Source organism: Phenylobacterium sp., from assembly GCF_030681155.1.
Classification (GTDB): Bacteria; Pseudomonadota; Alphaproteobacteria; order Caulobacterales; family Caulobacteraceae; genus Phenylobacterium.
Window position 1 is genome coordinate 71,175 of the sequence record NZ_JAUXXE010000033.1, and the last position, 14,827, is coordinate 86,001.

The following is a 14,827-nucleotide window of genomic DNA, read 5'->3' on the forward strand; positions in this document are numbered from 1 at the left end:
GTCGTCTAGAAGACCATCCGAGGGACCCAAGCGGCTTGGCAAGTTTGGCGACTCAGCTTGGGCCCCCCGGACCAGCCTTCGGCTGACCGGAGGAAGACGAGGTGGGCGTCAATGCCCGGCGTGCTTGGCCTTCTGTGCGGTGTCCCAGGCGACGAATTCCGGACCGTCGATCAGGCCGTCCTTGTTCTTGTCGGCGCTCGCGAAGTCGGCGGCGGGCAGCTTGTAGGCGACCCACTCGGCCTTGCTGATACGGTCATCCTTGCTGGTGTCGGCAGGGTGGATGAAGCGGCCTTCGGCGGCGGTGGCCATGGTGGCCGAGCCGGCCAGAACGACGCCGGCGGCGATGAAGAGGCTGGTGAAACGCATAGGTGTCCTCCGTTAAGTGGGCGGAGCCTGACGGCGGCTCGTGGCGGAAATGCGCCGATACGGCCGCCTCGCGATCAGGCGAACGCTGCGCCGCGGCGGCGGCGTATCGCCCCGCCGGTGGCGAAGAAGCCAGCGATCAGCATGGCCCAGGTCGCCGGTTCGGGCACCGCGGCGAGATAGATCTCCTTGGTGGTGAAGGCCCGGCCCGAGTTGTAGGCGTCATAGTCCAGGTTCCAGCCCATCGCGTCGAACGCCGCCAGGTCCAGCGACGTCACTCGCCCCATCTGCCCATAGGCCACAGTGGGGTCCATCATGCCCAGGGAGGCGAACCCCGAGATGTTGTCCTTCCAGTGCGAGGCCTGGTTCGCGTCGCCATTGTAGTCGCCAGTCGAGAAGTACCCCGCCTGGTAGGGATTCTGGCCGTCGATCGAGAAGAACGGATTGCCGCCGACCGACCAGTCCAGCATCACCCCGCCGTCCCCGAGCCCCTCGGGATTGTCGCTGTAGCGATAGAGGTCCAGCACCGAAGCGACGGCGTAGTCGTTCAGGTTCAGCAGGGCGAAATCGGGATCCTCGGCCAGCGGCCCTTTCGGCGCGCCGAGGATATCGTAGATGTCCACGCCGCTAACGAAGCCCAACGCATGGCCGATCTCGTGGATGGCGACGCTGATGAAGTCGATGGAGTCCGAAGCGATCCCGTCGCCTGGATTGAAGTCGAACTTGTACTGATTGCTGAACTCGATGGAGCCGTCGGCCGCATCGCCAAAGCCGGTGAAGCCCAGGGCTTTCAGATTGGCGTTGTTGGCGTCCAGATAGGCGTTGTTGCCGCTGAGATCGCTGTCGAGCACGCGGACGCGAGTGTCGACACCCTCTCCGCTCGGCAGCTTGTAGCCCGAAGTGATGACGTCGAGCGCGCCATAGTCCCCCGCCACCGGGCGCAGCCCCGGCAGATTGGCGGCGGCGATGGCGTCGATCTGCGAATTGCCGACCGCGGCGATCTGGCCCTGCACGATCTCGATGGGCACGACGGAGGAGCTACTCGACGTCTGCCCCAGGATCCGGTCGCCGAGCTGCTTGAACCCCACATCGAGATTGATCGTGACGTTGTTTGTGAGGCGCCGGCCCCAGAAGTCAGCCGCGATGCTGAAGCCGGTATAGGCCTCGCTGCCGGCCTCCACCCCGCCCACGTCGTTGAGCACGATCTTGGCCGCCAGGGCCGGTGTCGAGAACGCCACGATCGCCAGGGCGGCGGTCGTCGAAACTAGGGCCTTCCTCATCAGGTCACTCCGCGGTTCACTGACGCAGCGAGACCCGCGAAACACCCGCCGCCCCCTGCGATGGTTAATCTGCGGTAACCGTCACACACCCCAAGTTGAGCCTCAACGATATTCTATTGTAGAGCTTATTGTTTTGCTCAAGCCTCGCACATTCAGTCTATCGCCTTGCCTGCTGGCGGTGACAACTGCGTGGGCGGCCACTTGATCCCGAGTTGCTCAAGATAAGTCGGGTAACGGTCCTGATCGTAATAGTATTTGCGCATCTCGGGCCGGTACTTGGCCATCACCTCGGTGTTGATCTCGATCGGCGGCTTGTCGGTCGCGGCCAGCATCGGCACGTACTTCTGGTCCTTGGTCTGGACCTTCACGAAGTAGTCCTTGGCCTGCGTGCGCAGGTCTGGGCGGGTCAGCACATCCATCATGGTCATCGCCACCACCTTGGAGCCGGCGACCACGCCCTGGTGGGCCACCGGCGTGGCCATGGAGATAGCGTTCGACCAGTGGTGCCCCGGCAGTTCGGGAATGTTCGACGGGTAGTAGATGGACACCGTCGGCAGGGTCCACGAGATGTCGCCGATGTCGTCCGAGCCGCCGCTTTCCGGCTTCTCGACCGGGGTGGCCAGTTTGTCGAGCTGGGTCGCCAGCCCCTTTTCGGGCGCGCCGAGGTTCTTCTGCACCGCCTTGGCGAACGCCTGCTCGTCGGCGCTCCACTTCGGCAGACCGACCTTGTCGATATTGGCCTTGGCGGCCTCGGCCAGCGGACGGTTGAAGTGCTGGGGAGCTGCCGAGCCGAGCACCCGGTGGGTCACGGTCGTATCGGTCATCTTGGCCGCAGCCTCGGCAATGGTATTGCCGGTGTCGTAGCTCTTCTTGATGCCGTCGAAGGACTGTTCGCGGAAATAGTACCAGACGCTCGCCGCCGATGGCACGACGTTGGGCTGGTCGCCGCCGTCGGTGATGACGTAGTGGGAGCGCTGCTCGGGCCGCAGATGCTCGCGGCGCATGTTCCAACCCATGTTCATCAGCTCGACCGCATCCAGCGCGCTGCGCCCGCGCCACGGCGCGCCGGCCGAGTGCGCCGAGGCGCCCTTGAAGCTGTACTCCACCGAGACCAGGCCAGTGCCGCGCGGCTGGCCCCATGCGGTGGCGAGATTGGAGCCGACATGGGTGAAGATCGCCACGTCGGCGCCTTTGAACACGCCATCGCGAACCATGTAGGCCTTGCCGCCCAGCAGCTCCTCGGCCACCCCCGGCCACAGCATCAGGGTCCCGAAGATGTTCTCCTTCTCCATGATCTCCTTGACCGCCAGGGCGGCGACGACGTTCAGGGCCTGACCCGAATTGTGCCCCTCGCCATGTCCCGGCGCGCCCTCGATCAGCGGATCGTGCCAGGGCACGCCTGGCTTTTGCGAAGCTTTCGGAATGCCGTCGATGTCGCTGCCCAGCACGATGACGGGGCCGCCCGAGCCATGGGTCCAGGTCGCGGTCCAGCCGGTCGGCAGGCCGGCGACGCCGCGCTGGATGGTGAAGCCGTTCTTCTCCAGCACATCGGTGACGTATTTGGAGGTCTCGACCTCCTGGAACGCCAGCTCGCCGAACGAGAAGATCGAGTCGTTCATCTGCTGGGCCAGCTTTGCCCGCGCCTCGACGCCGGCCTCGGCGCGAGCCTTGAGGGCTGTGACGGCGGAGGCCGAATAGCTCTGAGCCAGGGCCGCAGGCGCGACCGCGCACATCAGGCTGGCCACAGACATGGCCGCCAGGAACTTCAAAACCATCACCAATCCCCCCGTCACTTCACTAGGCGACAAGGGGCCATGAATTGGCGCCGTCGGAAAAGCGTTTTTCGCCGCCGCCTGCGCCTAAGCTCTAGCGTGGCGAGAGATTGATCACCGCATCGTCGCCCTCGATGTGGACGATCACCACGCCCAGTGCGGGCCCGCCGTCGATTTCCAGCACCATGTTCTGACCGACATAGTCGGCGAAGCTGGCGCCGCTGACCGCGCGGATCTTGCCGATGAAGCTGAGCAGGGCCGTGGCGCTGTGCTCGATCGAAGCCTCGAAGGTCACGGCTTCCAGGGGCTTTTCGACCGTGCCGATGATGCCGGTGCCGCGCTTTGTCGAATGGACCATGTCCTTACCTCACCAACTTCAACGTACCGGTGATCGCGTCGATCTTGAGAATATCGGCCGGCCCGATGCCGACGCAGGTAGGCGTGCCGGCCTCCACCACCGTGCGGCCGGCGTCGCGGATCAACATCACCGGCAGACCGGCCGCCTCGGCCTCGTCAGCCAGCGCCAGCAGAGCGGCCTCGGACTCGCAACGCAGCACGACCTTGGGCATGCCGACATCGAGCCAGCCGATCTGCTGCTCGCGCGGCGCGCGCAACAGCCCGCCGACGGCGGCATGGGCCACCTGGGCCGCAAGCTTGCCTGGCGGCAGGTTCAGCGCCTGATTGACCACGATGACTTGCTTCATGCCCCTCCCATGCCCGGCCAGCGGCCCGGCCTGCAAGAGGCGCGATCAGCCGGGCCGCCGATTTGGCGCAGGGCGGCCCGGCTAGCCCCTCAGTGCGAGGACGACAGCTTCATCATCACCAGGCCCGAAACGATGAGCACGGCGGCCAGCACCCGCATGAGGCTGAGCTGCTCGCCCAACACGACGACGCCGACCACGAACGCCCCCACCGCGCCGATGCCGGTCCAGATCGTATAGGCCGTGCCCAGCGGCAGGGTCCGCATCGCCATCGACAGCAGGCCGAAGCTGGCGATCATGGTGACGATAGTGATGGCGGTGGGCGCCAGACGGGTGAAGCCTTGCGACTGCTTCATGAAATAGGCCCAGACGATCTCGAGCACTCCGGCCGAGACAAGCAAAATCCAGGGCATGCCAGCCCTCCTGTAAAGGGCCGGGCCGTCCCGGTGTTTCTACCCATGTTGGGGGAGGACGTCCTCGCGCGGCTTACTTAGGCCAACGAGCCCTGAGCTTCAACGTCAAGCCGGCGCGTCCCGTGGTCGCGACCTAGAATTTGTCAGGAACGTCAGACCCTTGGGCGTCTATGGCGGAGAGGGTGGGATTCGAACCCACGGTACCCGTAAAGGTACGCCGCATTTCGAGTGCGGTGCTTTCGACCACTCAGCCACCTCTCCGGAGACGACAATCGGGCCTTCCGAAGAAGATGGCCCGCTGAGCGAGGCGCGGAACCTACTCATCCGGCCTCTCCAGATCAAGCGGGTGTTTCAGTTCTTTTCAGCGCGGGTAAAGGACCATCTGGGTGCAGCGAAACAGGGCGATGGTCTTGCCGGTTTCCTGGTGCGTGGCGACGGCGTCCCAGACCTGGGTCATGTGGCCGCCATGGGCGAGGCGCGCCTCGCACAGAACCGTGTCGCCTTCGCGCGCCGTGCCGAGGAAATTGCTCTTCAGCTCAATGGTGGTGAAGCCGGCGCCGCCCTCCGGCAGCGAGATCCGGCAGCCGTAGCCGGCGGCCGAATCCAGCAGGGCGATGACGCTGGCCGCATGCATGAAGCCGTTGGGCGCCATGTGCTTCTTGGTCACCTTCACCTGGCTGCGCAGATAGCCCTGGCGGGCCTCCAGCACTTCCAGGCCAAGCTCGCCGGGCAGGAAGCCTTCCTGCATGGCGTTGAGCTGAGGCACCGGGTTGTCGCCCAGCTCGGGGAAGACGTCGGCCATCGGCTTTTCCTTAAGCGTCTGCGGCCAGGACCGCGACGCCGTCCTGGTCGGCGAACAGGGTGTCGCCGGGCGTGAAGATCACCCCGCCGAACGCCACCGGAACGTCGAGGTCGCCGTCGCCGCGCTTTACGCTGCGCATGGGGTTGGTCCCCAGCGCCTTGACGCCCAGATCGAGGGTGGCGAGCACCGCGGCGTCGCGGACCGCGCCGAACACCACGACGCCGGCCCAGCCGTTCTTCACCCCGTCGGCGGCCAACATGTCGCCGACCAGGGCGCGGTGCAGCGAGCCCCCGCCGTCGACCACCAGGACGCAGCCCTGGCCGGGCGTCGCCAGCGTGGCCTTCACCACCGAATTGTCCTCATGGCAGCGGACGGTGCGGATCGGCCCCGAGAAAGCGATCTTGCCGCCGAGGTCGCGAAACTGAGTCTCACAGACCTCGATGGTCCCCTCATGCTGATCGCAGAGGTCGGCGACGGAAATCTGGCTCATGCCGTAGCGGTTCCCTTGTAGGCGTCACGCAGTTCGCGCTTCAGCACCTTGCCGATGTGGCTGCGCGGCAGTTGATCGACCAGTTGCAGGTCCGCCAGACGCTGGGTCTTGCCGAGCTTGGCGTTGACCCATTCCTTGAGCGCGTCCGGGGCGATCGTCTGGCCAGGCTTCAGGGCTACGAACGCCACCGGCGTCTCGCCCCATTTGTCGGAGAGCACGCCGACCACGGCGGCTTCCAGCACCGCCTCGTGGAGGACGATCTCAGCTTCCAGGTCGGACGGGTAGATGTTGAAGCCGCCCGAGATGATCATGTCCTTCTTGCGGTCCATGAGCGTCAGGAAGCCGTCCTCGTCGAAGCGGCCGACGTCGCCGGTGCGGATGAAGCGCAGACCCTCGGGGTTGTACCACTCGGCTTCGGAGGTCTTGCCCGGCTGGTTGTGGTAGCCGACCATCATCGCCCCGGAACGGCCGACGACCTCGCCGATCTCGCCCTGAGCCACCTCCTTGCCGTCCTCATCGATCAGCCGGATGTCGTGGCCCGGCAGTGGCTTCCCGACGGTGTGCAGCTTGTCGGGATGCTCGTGGGCCACCAGGCCGCAGGAGCCGCCGCCCTCGGTCATGCCGTAATATTCGACCAGCCCGCCCGGCCAGCGCTTCAGCACGTCGGCCTTGATCTCCGGTGAGAAGGGCGCGCTGGTCGAGAACTTCATCTGGAAGCTGGAGAGGTCGTAGGAGTCGAAATCGGCCCGCTCCATGATCCGGCGATACTGGACCGGCACCAGCATGGCGTGGGTGACACGGTGCTTTTCCGACAGCTTCAGGAACTGCTCGGCGTCGAACTTCGGCATCAGCACGGCGGTGCCGCCGTTGGAGATGGTCGGCAGGTAGGAGACCAGCGTGGTGTTGGAATAGAGCGGCGTGGACACCATGGTCACCGCGCCCATCGGATAGGCGCCGCGACGGATTTGGCCCCAGCGCATGCGGTGCGGCTGGACGATACCCTTGGGCGCGCCGGTCGTGCCCGACGAATAGATGATGTTGAAGCCCTGGTCGGGATCGATCGTCACCGGCTCGGGCTTGGAGCCCTTGGGCGCCAGCCACTCCTCGAAGGGCACGCCGGCCGATGAGCCGTCGAGCGCCACGCGCTTGGCGGTGATCTGATCGGCGACGCCTTCCAATTGCTTGGCGACGCCGGCGTCGAGGAAGAAGACCTTCGCCCCGCAGTCGTTCAGCATCATGACCAGGCTATCTGCCGTCGAGGACGGCGCCAGCGGGGCGACGATCGCGCCGGCGCGCAGGATGCCGAAAAAAGTCGCGCCATATTCGGCCGAGGTGGTGGCGCAGACGGCGGCCACGTCGGCGGTCTTCAGGCCGTCGCGCTGCAGGGCCACGGCGATGCGGTCCATCAGTTCATCGAGCTCAGCGTAGGAGATCGTGCGGTTGGCGTCCACCAGGGCCGCCTGGGCGCCCAGGTCCTTGGCCTGTTCGCGGATGACATCTGCGAGCGTCCCGAAGTCCTGGGTGAGAATCTGTTCCGCGGACATGCTTGCTCCCAAATGCTTGTTTGAATTCTGCTGGGGTTCCTAAACCCCGAATCCGCCGAGGCTGCAATCGCCGCTTGCCGCCGGGGGCTTACCCGAGGGAAAGTATGAAGGCCCGCTCCGGCATTTTGGCGGCGCACGAAGATTGAAGACCAACGGGCCGCTAGAGCCCACCGCATTCCTGGGACGAAATCACATTATGGCTGACGAGATGATCTCGCTTGGGGCCAAGCTGAAATTGCTGGCCGACCTCAAGCCCGACGCCCCCGCGGTGAGCTGCGGCGATACGACCCTCACCTATTTGCAGTTCCATAAGCTGACCAACCGCGCCGCGCGCGGCCTGCTGGCCCATGGCGTGAAACTGGGCGACTTGGTGACGCTTGGCCTGCCGAACTCGACCGACTTCGCGGTCGCTTGCTGGGCCATGTGGAAGGTCGGGGCGACGCCGCAGCCGATCTCGTTCCGCCTGCCGAAGGGCGAGCTTGAGGCGATCATGGAGCTGGCGAAGACGCCGGTGGTGATCGCCCAGTTCGATCACCAGATCGACCGCCCGCTGCTGTCGGTCGACGACCTGCTGGCGCTGTCGGACGACGAGAGCGACCTCCCGGACGTCACCGCGCCGGTGTCCAAAGCCCCGACCAGCGGCGGCTCGACCGGCCGCCCGAAGCTTATCCTGGCCGGTCAGCCGGGGGTCAGCACCAAGGACATCCCCGAGGTCGGCGGCTGGCGCCTGAAGCAGAACTCCATCGCCCTGCTGCCCGCTCCGCTCTACCACAACGCCGGGTTCGGCATGATGATGGCGGCCTTCAGCCAGGGCGCGCACATGGTGCTGCTGCCCCGCTTCGAAGCCGAGGCCACCCTGGCCGCCATCGAGAAGCACAAGGCGAGCTGGATCTATCTGGTCCCGACCATGATGAACCGCATCTGGCACCTTCCGGAGGAAACCCGCGCCAAATACGACCTCTCCTCGCTGGAAACGCTCTGGCACCTGGCCGCGCCCTGCCCGGCCTGGCTGAAGGAGGCCTTCATCAACTGGGTGGGGGCTGAAACGGTCATGGAGCTCTACGCCGGGACCGAGGCCCAGGCGGTGACGACGATCTCCGGCGCCGAGTGGCTGGAGCATCGCGGCTCAGTGGGCAAGGTCACGGTCGGCGAGATGATCGCCGTGGGCGAAGACGGCCAGACCCTGGCCCCGCGCGAAGTCGGCGAGATCTATATGCGGCGTCCAGACGGCGCGCCGCCCTCGTACAAATATCTCGGCGCCACGGCCAAGACCCTGCCCGGCGGCTGGGAAAGCCTGGGCGACATCGGCTGGTTCGACGAGGACGGCTATCTCTACCTAGCCGACCGGCGCACCGACATGATCCTGGTCGGCGGCTCCAACGTCTATCCCGCCGAGATCGAAGCGGCGCTCGAAGAGCATCCGGAGGTGCAGTCCTGCGCGGTGATCGGTTTCCCGGACGACGACCTAGGCAATCTCATTCACGCGATCGTGCAGACCAAGGGGTCGCGCGACGAGGCCTCGCTGCGGGCGCACCTGGCCCAGCAACTGGTGACCTACAAGCAGCCGCGCAGCTACGAATTCGTCGATGAGCCGCTGCGCGACGACGCTGGCAAGGTGCGCCGCACCGCCCTGCGCGACGAGCGGCTGGCCAAGATGAAGACGCAGCAGCCGGCCTGACAAAACCTCGTCATCCTCCGGTCGCCTGAAAGGCGATCCGGGGGACCCAAGCGGCGGTTCTAGGTTTGCAACTCAGCTTGGGTCCCCCGGATCAGCCTGCGGCTGACCGGAGGATGACGAATGGCGGCTCAGCGGTTGAAGCCCATGCTGCACCGCGATATGCCAAATCCATTCTTCAAAAGATATTTCCGGGGAAACGCATGAGCATAAAAGGCAAGGCCTACATCATGGGGGCGTACGAGCATCCGCTCCGTGACGCGCCCGACAAGTCGACGCCGCAGCTTCACGCCGAGTGCGCCAAGGGCGCCTTGGAAGATGCGGGCCTGACCAAGGACGACATCGACGGCTATTTCTGCGCCGGCGACGCCCCCGGTTTCGGGGCCATGTCGATGATCGACTATATGGGCCTGCGCAATGTGCGGCACATGGACTCCACCGAGACCGGCGGCTCCTCCTACCTGCTGCATGTCGGCCACGCCGCCCAGGCGATCGCCGAGGGCAAATGCTCGGTGGCCCTGGTCACGCTCGCCGGCCGTCCGCGCCAGAACAAGTTCTTCCCCGGCGGCGGCGGCAAGCCCGGCCAACTGACCGACGGCCCGCCCGAGGCCGGCTATGAGAACATCTACGGCGGCTCGACCCACAACACCTACGGCATGTGCGCCATGCGCCACATGTACGAGTATGGCACCACCTCCGAGCAACTCGCCTGGATCAAGGTCGCGGCCAGCCATCACGCCCAGTACAATCCCAACGCCTTCCTGAAGGACGTGGTGACGGTCGAGCAGGTCGTGAACTCGCGCATGATCTCCGACCCGCTGCATCTTTTGGACTGCTGCGTCGTCACCGACGGCGGCGGCGCGCTGATCGTGGTGTCGCCCGAGGTCGCCAAGACCCTGAACCGTCCCAAGGTGAAGATCATGGGCGCCGGCGAGTCCCCCAAGGGTCCGATGGGCGGCCGCGGCCTGGACCTGACCCATTCGGGCGCGGTCTGGTCCGGCCCCATCGCCTTCGGCGAAGCCGGCGTCACCCCGGCCGACATCAAGTACGCCTCGATCTATGACAGCTTCACCATCACCGTGCTGATGCAGCTGGAAGATCTGGGCTTCTGCGAAAAGGGCCAGGGCGGCAAGTTCGTCGCCGACGGCAACCTTATCTCGGGCGTCGGCAAGCTGCCCTTCAACACCGACGGCGGCGGGCTCTGCAACAACCACCCGACCAACCGCGGCGGCATCACCAAGGTGATCGAGGCGGTGCGTCAGCTCCGCGGCGAGGCTCACCCCAAGGTGCAGGTCCCCAACTGCGACATCGCCCTGGCTCACGGCACGGGCGGCTCGCTCGGCACGCGCCACGGCGCGGCGACCCTCATCATGGAACGGGAGGCTTAAGAGCTATGACCGACGTTCAAGACCGTCCCACCACCATGACTCGGAACATCCCGGCCCCGGCCGTGACCATCGAGAGCAAGCCCTTCTGGGATGCGGCGACCGAAGGCAAGTTCATGATCAAGCGCTGCAACGCTTGTGGTGAAGCCCACTGGTATCCGCGCGCGCTCTGCCCGTTCTGCTTCTCCGAGAAGACCGTCTGGGAAGAGAGCCCCGGCGAGGGCGTGATCTATTCCTACAGCGTCATGCACCGCTCGCCGTCCGGCCCCTACGCCATCGGCTATGTGACCCTGGCCGAAGGCCCCGCCGTCCTGACCAACTTCGTCGACGTGGCGCCCGACGGGCTCTCCATCGGCCAGAAGGTCAAGGTGAAGTTCCAGCCGACCGAAAACGGTCCGCCGGTCCCGGTGTTCGCCCCGGCGTAAGACCAATCCCCCTCCCCTTGAGGAGAGATTAGGTGAGGGGGTGGCCTATCGGCTTCCCCCTCGCCGATGATCGAGGCTGAGATGCGCCGCTACGCGCCGCTTCCCCTCACCCGGCCTCTCCCCCAAGGGGAGAGGAGAGTCGCTGAGCCACACCGTCGGCCTCGCGCGGATGGCGCAGGCGGTGCACCTGCAGGTGCGCGAACCTTACGTCCTCAATCCGCGCGCCGTATTCCGCCCGCCGCCGCGCCCAGGTGTTCCAGGCCCAGCGGATCGGGTGCTCCTTGCTCAGCCACATCCGCCAGTCCTCGCGGTTGCCGGTCCCCGGCCACAGCTCGGTGCGGTCGACAGCGCGCAGGACCGAGCGCCTGATCACCCGCGGCATGATCACGGTGCGCTCATAGTCCAGCCAGACGAGATGGCTGGCCCGGCTCCAGACAATGTCGCGCACCTTCCCGTAGTTGCCGTCGCTGACCCAGGCGTCCTGGCCAACCGCCTCGCTGACCCGCCGCACGAACTCATCGGGGTCGTGGCTGTTGAGATCCTTCCAGCCGGCCTGCCAATTGATCGCATCGAGTTCGATGTGCGGCAGGCCAAGGGTCCCGGCCAATCGCTTGGCCAGGGTCGACTTGCCCGAACCTGAACTCCCGACAACTGCAATCCGCATCAGGTCTCTTGCGTCTCCGACAGCTCCGCCAGGACTTCCCGCGTATGTTCGCCCAGCCGCGGCGGGTGGCGGCGGATGCTGGAGGGCGTGCCGGTGAACTTCACCGGCGGCTTCATGGAGATATAGGTCCCGGCGTGCGGGTGATCGTACTTCTGGAAGAAGCCGACCGCCTTCAGGTGCGGATCGCTCGGCAGGTCGTCGAGGCGATTGGTGCGGGTGACCGGGATCGACAGCGGCTTGAGCAGAGCCAGCCATTCATCGGTGGTCTTGGTGACCGTAACCGTCTCGACCAGGGCGTAGAGTTCATGGATGTGCTTGCCGCGCGCCTTGGCCTGGAAGCGTGGGTCCTTGGCGAAGGTCTCACCCCAGCCTGCCACCTCGAAGAAGATGTCCCATTGCTTGTCGGTGTAGGGCAGCAGGCCGATGTGGCCGTCCTTGGTGGGGAACGGCTTGCGGTGCGGATTTACCACCCGCTGATATCCCCACTGGCCGGTCGGCGGATCGAAGGCGTGATCGTACAGGTGCTCGACCAGGGTGAAGCTGGTCATGCACTCCAGCATCGGGACCTCAATAAACTGGCCCTGCCCGGTCTGGCTGCGGCTGAACAGGCCCGCGGTGATCGCCTGGGCCATGAACAGGCCGGAGACCTTGTCGGCCACCAAGGTCGGCAGGATGCGCGGGGTGGGATTGCCGTCGGTGCGCGGCAGGATGTCGGCCAGGCCGCAGGCCGACTGGATCAGATCGTCATAGGCCGGCTCCCCGGCATAGGGACCCTCCGAGCCATAGCCGGCTGCGTGGACATAGACGACGTCAGGCCGCAGGGCCTTTACGTCCTCATAGGCCAGATCGAGGCGCTTGAGGCCTTCATAGCGGATCGAGGTGGCGAAGACGTCGCAGCTCTTGATCAGCTGCTCCAGGCTGCGGCGCGACTTCGGGTCGGCCAGGTTGAAGATCACCGAGCGCTTGTTGCGGTTGATGGTCAGGAAGATGGGGCCAAGATCGCGCGGCCACCCCTCCGGCGTGTGGCCGGGCCAACGCATGATGTCGCCGCCATCGCCGCTCGCCGAGCCCGGATCCTCGAGCTTGATGACCTCGGCGCCCTGGTCGCCGAGCATCTGGGTCGCATAGGCCCCGAACACCACGCTGGTGAGATCGAGGATGCGCACGCCCTTCAACGGCCCGGTGGCTTCTCCAGCCAACTGCTTTACTTCCGCCACGTCAGGCCTCCCCTCTGCGAACCACCTCGTTATGATCGCCTCAAAGATCGCGCATTGACGCGGGGGAGGGCTAGTGGACTTCGCGCTTTCCGACGAACACAGGATGCTGAAGGAGCTGGTCGCCCGGTTCGTTCAGGACGAGCTCATGCCGCTGGAGCCCGGCGTCCTCGCCCGCGAAGCTGACGGCAAGGGCCTGGGCATCGGGCCGGCTGAGCAGAAGCGGCTGGACGAGGTGTCCAAGTCGCTGGGCCTCTGGGGCCTGGACGCGCCCGAGGACGTTGGCGGGGTGGACCTGCCGGCCGTGGCCATGGTCGGGGTCAATGAAGAACTGGGCAAGACGGTCACGCCCTACACCCTGCCGCCGGACAGCCCGAACCTGCGGATGCTGGCCGCGACCGTGAACGAGCGCCAGCGGGAGGCCTATCTGGCCCCCTATGTGCGCGGCGAAACCATCAGCGCCATCGGCATCTCCGAGCCCGGCGCCGGGGCCGATCCTGCCGGTATGATCACCCGCGCCGTACGCGATGGCGACGACTGGATCATCAGTGGTCGGAAAATATGGATCAGCCGCGCCGAGGAAGCCGACTTCACGATCCTGATGGCGGTGACCGACAAAGAAAAGGGCGCGCGCGGCGGCATGTCAGCCTTCCTGGTCGACAAGGGAACGCCCGGCTTCAACGTGCTGCGCAAGATCCCGATGATCGGCGGCCAATCGACCTATGAGATCGCGCTGGACGATTGCCGGGTTGAGGGTTGGAAACTGCTCGGCCAGGAAGGGAACGGCTTTGCGCCCATGCAGCTGCGGCTAGGCACCCGGCGGATCGAGATGGCCTCGTGGTCGATCGGCATGGCTCAGCGGGCGCTGGACATGATCTGCGAGTCCGCCCCGCAGCGAAAGACCTTCGGCCTGCCGCTCAGCGAACGCCAGGCGATCCAGTGGTGGGTGGCCGACGCCGCCACGCGCATCCACGCCGCCCGGCTGATGACCTATGACTGCGCCTGGAAGCTCGACCAGGGACGGGACGTCCGCCAGGAGATCTCGATGATCAAGGCCTACTCCACCGAGATGGCCTGGGAGGTCGTGGACCGGGCGATGCAGACTTTCGGCGCCATGGGCGTGACCAAGGAACTGCCGCTGCAACTGATGGCGACCCGCCTGCGCACCATGCGAATCTATGATGGCCCCACCGAAGTGCATAAATGGGTGGTGGCCCGCAACCTGATGGGATCGAGACGATGAAGACCGCTTACGGCGACCACCTCACGGTGACCCTGGACGGCCACGTGGCGACCGTCATGATCGACCGCCCGCCGAACAATCACGTCTCGGTCGAGCTGATGGCCGATCTGGCCGACGCCCTGGAAAACCTCGACAACTCCAACGCCTGCCGCGCCGTGGTGCTGGCCTCGGCCGGCAAGGCGTTCTGCGCCGGCGCCGACCTGGTGGCCCCGGACGGCATCGCCGGCAAGGGCATGGGCGGCATCAATGCGCTCTATGACCAGGCCGTGCGGTTGTTTTCGGTGGAAACCCCGATCGTCGCCGCCGTGCAGGGCGCGGCCGTGGGGGCCGGGTTGGGCCTGGCCCTTATCGCCGACTTCCGGGTCGCCGCGCCCGAGGCGCGGTTCACCGCCAATTTCGTGAAGCTGGGCTTCCATCCGGGCTTTGGCCTGACCCACACCCTGCCCCGGCTGATCGGCCAGCAGCGCGCCAACCTGATGTTCCTGACCGGGCGCCGGGTGAAGGCCGAAGAGGCCCTGGCCTGGGGCCTGGTCGACGAGGTCGCGCCGCTCGCCGATTTGCTCAGCTCGGCTCAGGCGCTGGCCGCCGAGATCGCCGAGAACGCCCCGCTAGCGGTGATCGCAACCCGCAAGACCCTGCGCCAAGGCCTGGCGGACGCTGTGCGCGCCCAGACCAACCACGAGCACGCGGAGCAGACCATCCTGCGCGCCACCGAGGACTTCGCCGAGGGCGTCCGCGCGGTGCAGGAACGCCGGCCGGGACGCTTCACCGGACGCTGAGGGGCCCATGAACTCGCCGACTACAGCCACCGTTGTCGTCAGTCGTCGCTTCGACGCCTCGGCGGAGCGGGTGTTCG

15 protein-coding genes, 1 tRNA gene and 2 pseudogenes are annotated in these 14,827 nt (G+C 66.1%); 5 read left to right on the forward strand and 13 right to left on the reverse strand.

What is annotated here, in order from left to right:
• Positions 1 to 108: 108 nt before the first annotated feature.
• From Q8M13_RS08325 to Q8M13_RS08370, 11 genes and pseudogenes are all read right to left on the reverse strand, one after another.
• Positions 109 to 366, reverse strand: a complete 258-nt coding sequence (locus Q8M13_RS08325) for a hypothetical protein (protein WP_305299327.1) — start codon at positions 364 to 366, stop codon at positions 109 to 111.
• Positions 367 to 440: 74 nt separating this feature from the next.
• Positions 441 to 542 (reverse strand): annotated as a pseudogene (locus tag Q8M13_RS20990) (PEPxxWA-CTERM sorting domain-containing protein); the annotation flags it as partial.
• Between the two features lie 66 nt (positions 543 to 608).
• Positions 609 to 1,643: pseudogene (locus Q8M13_RS08330) on the reverse strand (NF038122 family metalloprotease); the annotation flags it as partial.
• A 152-nt stretch (positions 1,644 to 1,795) separates the two neighbouring features.
• Entirely contained in the window at positions 1,796 to 3,418 is a 1,623-nt protein-coding gene (locus Q8M13_RS08335; RefSeq protein WP_305299329.1) for an amidohydrolase, read from the reverse strand.
• A 91-nt stretch (positions 3,419 to 3,509) separates the two neighbouring features.
• Positions 3,510 to 3,773, reverse strand: a complete 264-nt coding sequence (locus Q8M13_RS08340; RefSeq protein WP_305299330.1) for a hypothetical protein — start codon at positions 3,771 to 3,773, stop codon at positions 3,510 to 3,512.
• Between the two features lie 4 nt (positions 3,774 to 3,777).
• Complete coding sequence (gene pth2 / locus Q8M13_RS08345) at positions 3,778 to 4,119, reverse strand: aminoacyl-tRNA hydrolase (protein ID WP_305299331.1); 342 nt, start codon at positions 4,117 to 4,119, stop codon at positions 3,778 to 3,780.
• Positions 4,120 to 4,208: 89 nt separating this feature from the next.
• Positions 4,209 to 4,529 (reverse strand): multidrug efflux SMR transporter, encoded by a 321-nt coding sequence (locus Q8M13_RS08350; RefSeq protein WP_305299332.1) that lies wholly within the window; start codon positions 4,527 to 4,529, stop codon positions 4,209 to 4,211.
• Between the two features lie 171 nt (positions 4,530 to 4,700).
• Positions 4,701 to 4,790, reverse strand: a tRNA-Ser gene (locus Q8M13_RS08355).
• A 100-nt stretch (positions 4,791 to 4,890) separates the two neighbouring features.
• Positions 4,891 to 5,331, reverse strand: coding sequence for a PaaI family thioesterase (locus tag Q8M13_RS08360; RefSeq protein ID WP_305299333.1), 441 nt, complete (start codon positions 5,329 to 5,331; stop codon positions 4,891 to 4,893).
• Positions 5,332 to 5,341: 10 nt separating this feature from the next.
• Entirely contained in the window at positions 5,342 to 5,821 is a 480-nt protein-coding gene (rraA, locus tag Q8M13_RS08365; RefSeq protein WP_305299334.1) for a ribonuclease E activity regulator RraA, read from the reverse strand.
• Entirely contained in the window at positions 5,818 to 7,365 is a 1,548-nt protein-coding gene (locus Q8M13_RS08370) for a class I adenylate-forming enzyme family protein (protein ID WP_305299335.1), read from the reverse strand. Before Q8M13_RS08370 ends, rraA begins: the two co-directional genes overlap by 4 nt.
• A gap of 196 nt (positions 7,366 to 7,561) precedes the next feature.
• Between Q8M13_RS08370 and Q8M13_RS08375 the strand changes: the two genes are divergently transcribed.
• From Q8M13_RS08375 to Q8M13_RS08385, 3 genes are all read left to right on the forward strand, one after another.
• Positions 7,562 to 9,043, forward strand: a complete 1,482-nt coding sequence (locus Q8M13_RS08375) for an AMP-binding protein (RefSeq protein WP_305299336.1) — start codon at positions 7,562 to 7,564, stop codon at positions 9,041 to 9,043.
• A gap of 200 nt (positions 9,044 to 9,243) precedes the next feature.
• Positions 9,244 to 10,428 (forward strand): thiolase domain-containing protein, encoded by a 1,185-nt coding sequence (locus tag Q8M13_RS08380; protein WP_304808813.1) that lies wholly within the window; start codon positions 9,244 to 9,246, stop codon positions 10,426 to 10,428.
• 5 nt (positions 10,429 to 10,433) lie between these two features.
• Positions 10,434 to 10,850: a Zn-ribbon domain-containing OB-fold protein gene (locus tag Q8M13_RS08385; RefSeq protein WP_305299337.1), complete on the forward strand. Its 417-nt coding sequence runs from the start codon at positions 10,434 to 10,436 to the stop codon at positions 10,848 to 10,850.
• Positions 10,851 to 10,956: 106 nt separating this feature from the next.
• Here the strand turns inward: Q8M13_RS08385 and Q8M13_RS08390 are convergent, their stop codons facing one another.
• Together Q8M13_RS08390 and Q8M13_RS08395 are read right to left on the reverse strand one after the other, a co-directional pair.
• A complete protein-coding gene (locus Q8M13_RS08390; protein WP_305299338.1) occupies positions 10,957 to 11,514 on the reverse strand; it encodes a hypothetical protein in 558 nt (185 codons plus the stop codon).
• Complete coding sequence (locus Q8M13_RS08395) at positions 11,514 to 12,731, reverse strand: CaiB/BaiF CoA-transferase family protein (RefSeq protein ID WP_305299339.1); 1,218 nt, start codon at positions 12,729 to 12,731, stop codon at positions 11,514 to 11,516. Before Q8M13_RS08395 ends, Q8M13_RS08390 begins: the two co-directional genes overlap by 1 nt.
• A 73-nt stretch (positions 12,732 to 12,804) precedes the next feature.
• Here Q8M13_RS08395 and Q8M13_RS08400 point away from each other — a divergent pair, with 73 nt between their 5' ends.
• Entirely contained in the window at positions 12,805 to 13,971 is a 1,167-nt protein-coding gene (locus Q8M13_RS08400) for an acyl-CoA dehydrogenase family protein (protein ID WP_305299340.1), read from the forward strand.
• On the forward strand, positions 13,968 to 14,750 hold the full coding sequence (locus Q8M13_RS08405) for an enoyl-CoA hydratase/isomerase family protein (protein ID WP_305299341.1): 783 nt from the start codon (positions 13,968 to 13,970) through the stop codon (positions 14,748 to 14,750). Before Q8M13_RS08400 ends, Q8M13_RS08405 begins: the two co-directional genes overlap by 4 nt.
• Positions 14,751 to 14,827: the final 77 nt, after the last annotated feature.

Excerpts from the sequence above, each read along its gene's own strand:
- Q8M13_RS08325 (WP_305299327.1), bottom strand. The coding sequence starts at position 366 with ATGCGTTTCACCAGCCTCTTCATCGCCGCCGGCGTCGTTCTGGCCGGC.
- Q8M13_RS08335 (WP_305299329.1), bottom strand. The coding sequence starts at position 3,418 with ATGGTTTTGAAGTTCCTGGCGGCCATGTCTGTGGCCAGCCTGATGTGC.
- Q8M13_RS08340 (WP_305299330.1), bottom strand. The coding sequence starts at position 3,773 with ATGGTCCATTCGACAAAGCGCGGCACCGGCATCATCGGCACGGTCGAA.
- pth2 (WP_305299331.1), bottom strand. The coding sequence starts at position 4,119 with ATGAAGCAAGTCATCGTGGTCAATCAGGCGCTGAACCTGCCGCCAGGC.
- Q8M13_RS08350 (WP_305299332.1), bottom strand. The coding sequence starts at position 4,529 with ATGCCCTGGATTTTGCTTGTCTCGGCCGGAGTGCTCGAGATCGTCTGG.
- Q8M13_RS08360 (WP_305299333.1), bottom strand. The coding sequence starts at position 5,331 with ATGGCCGACGTCTTCCCCGAGCTGGGCGACAACCCGGTGCCTCAGCTC.
- rraA (WP_305299334.1), bottom strand. The coding sequence starts at position 5,821 with ATGAGCCAGATTTCCGTCGCCGACCTCTGCGATCAGCATGAGGGGACC.
- Q8M13_RS08370 (WP_305299335.1), bottom strand. The coding sequence starts at position 7,365 with ATGTCCGCGGAACAGATTCTCACCCAGGACTTCGGGACGCTCGCAGAT.
- Q8M13_RS08375 (WP_305299336.1), top strand. The coding sequence starts at position 7,562 with ATGGCTGACGAGATGATCTCGCTTGGGGCCAAGCTGAAATTGCTGGCC.
- Q8M13_RS08380 (WP_304808813.1), top strand. The coding sequence starts at position 9,244 with ATGAGCATAAAAGGCAAGGCCTACATCATGGGGGCGTACGAGCATCCG.
- Q8M13_RS08385 (WP_305299337.1), top strand. The coding sequence starts at position 10,434 with ATGACCGACGTTCAAGACCGTCCCACCACCATGACTCGGAACATCCCG.
- Q8M13_RS08390 (WP_305299338.1), bottom strand. The coding sequence starts at position 11,514 with ATGCGGATTGCAGTTGTCGGGAGTTCAGGTTCGGGCAAGTCGACCCTG.
- Q8M13_RS08405 (WP_305299341.1), top strand. The coding sequence starts at position 13,968 with ATGAAGACCGCTTACGGCGACCACCTCACGGTGACCCTGGACGGCCAC.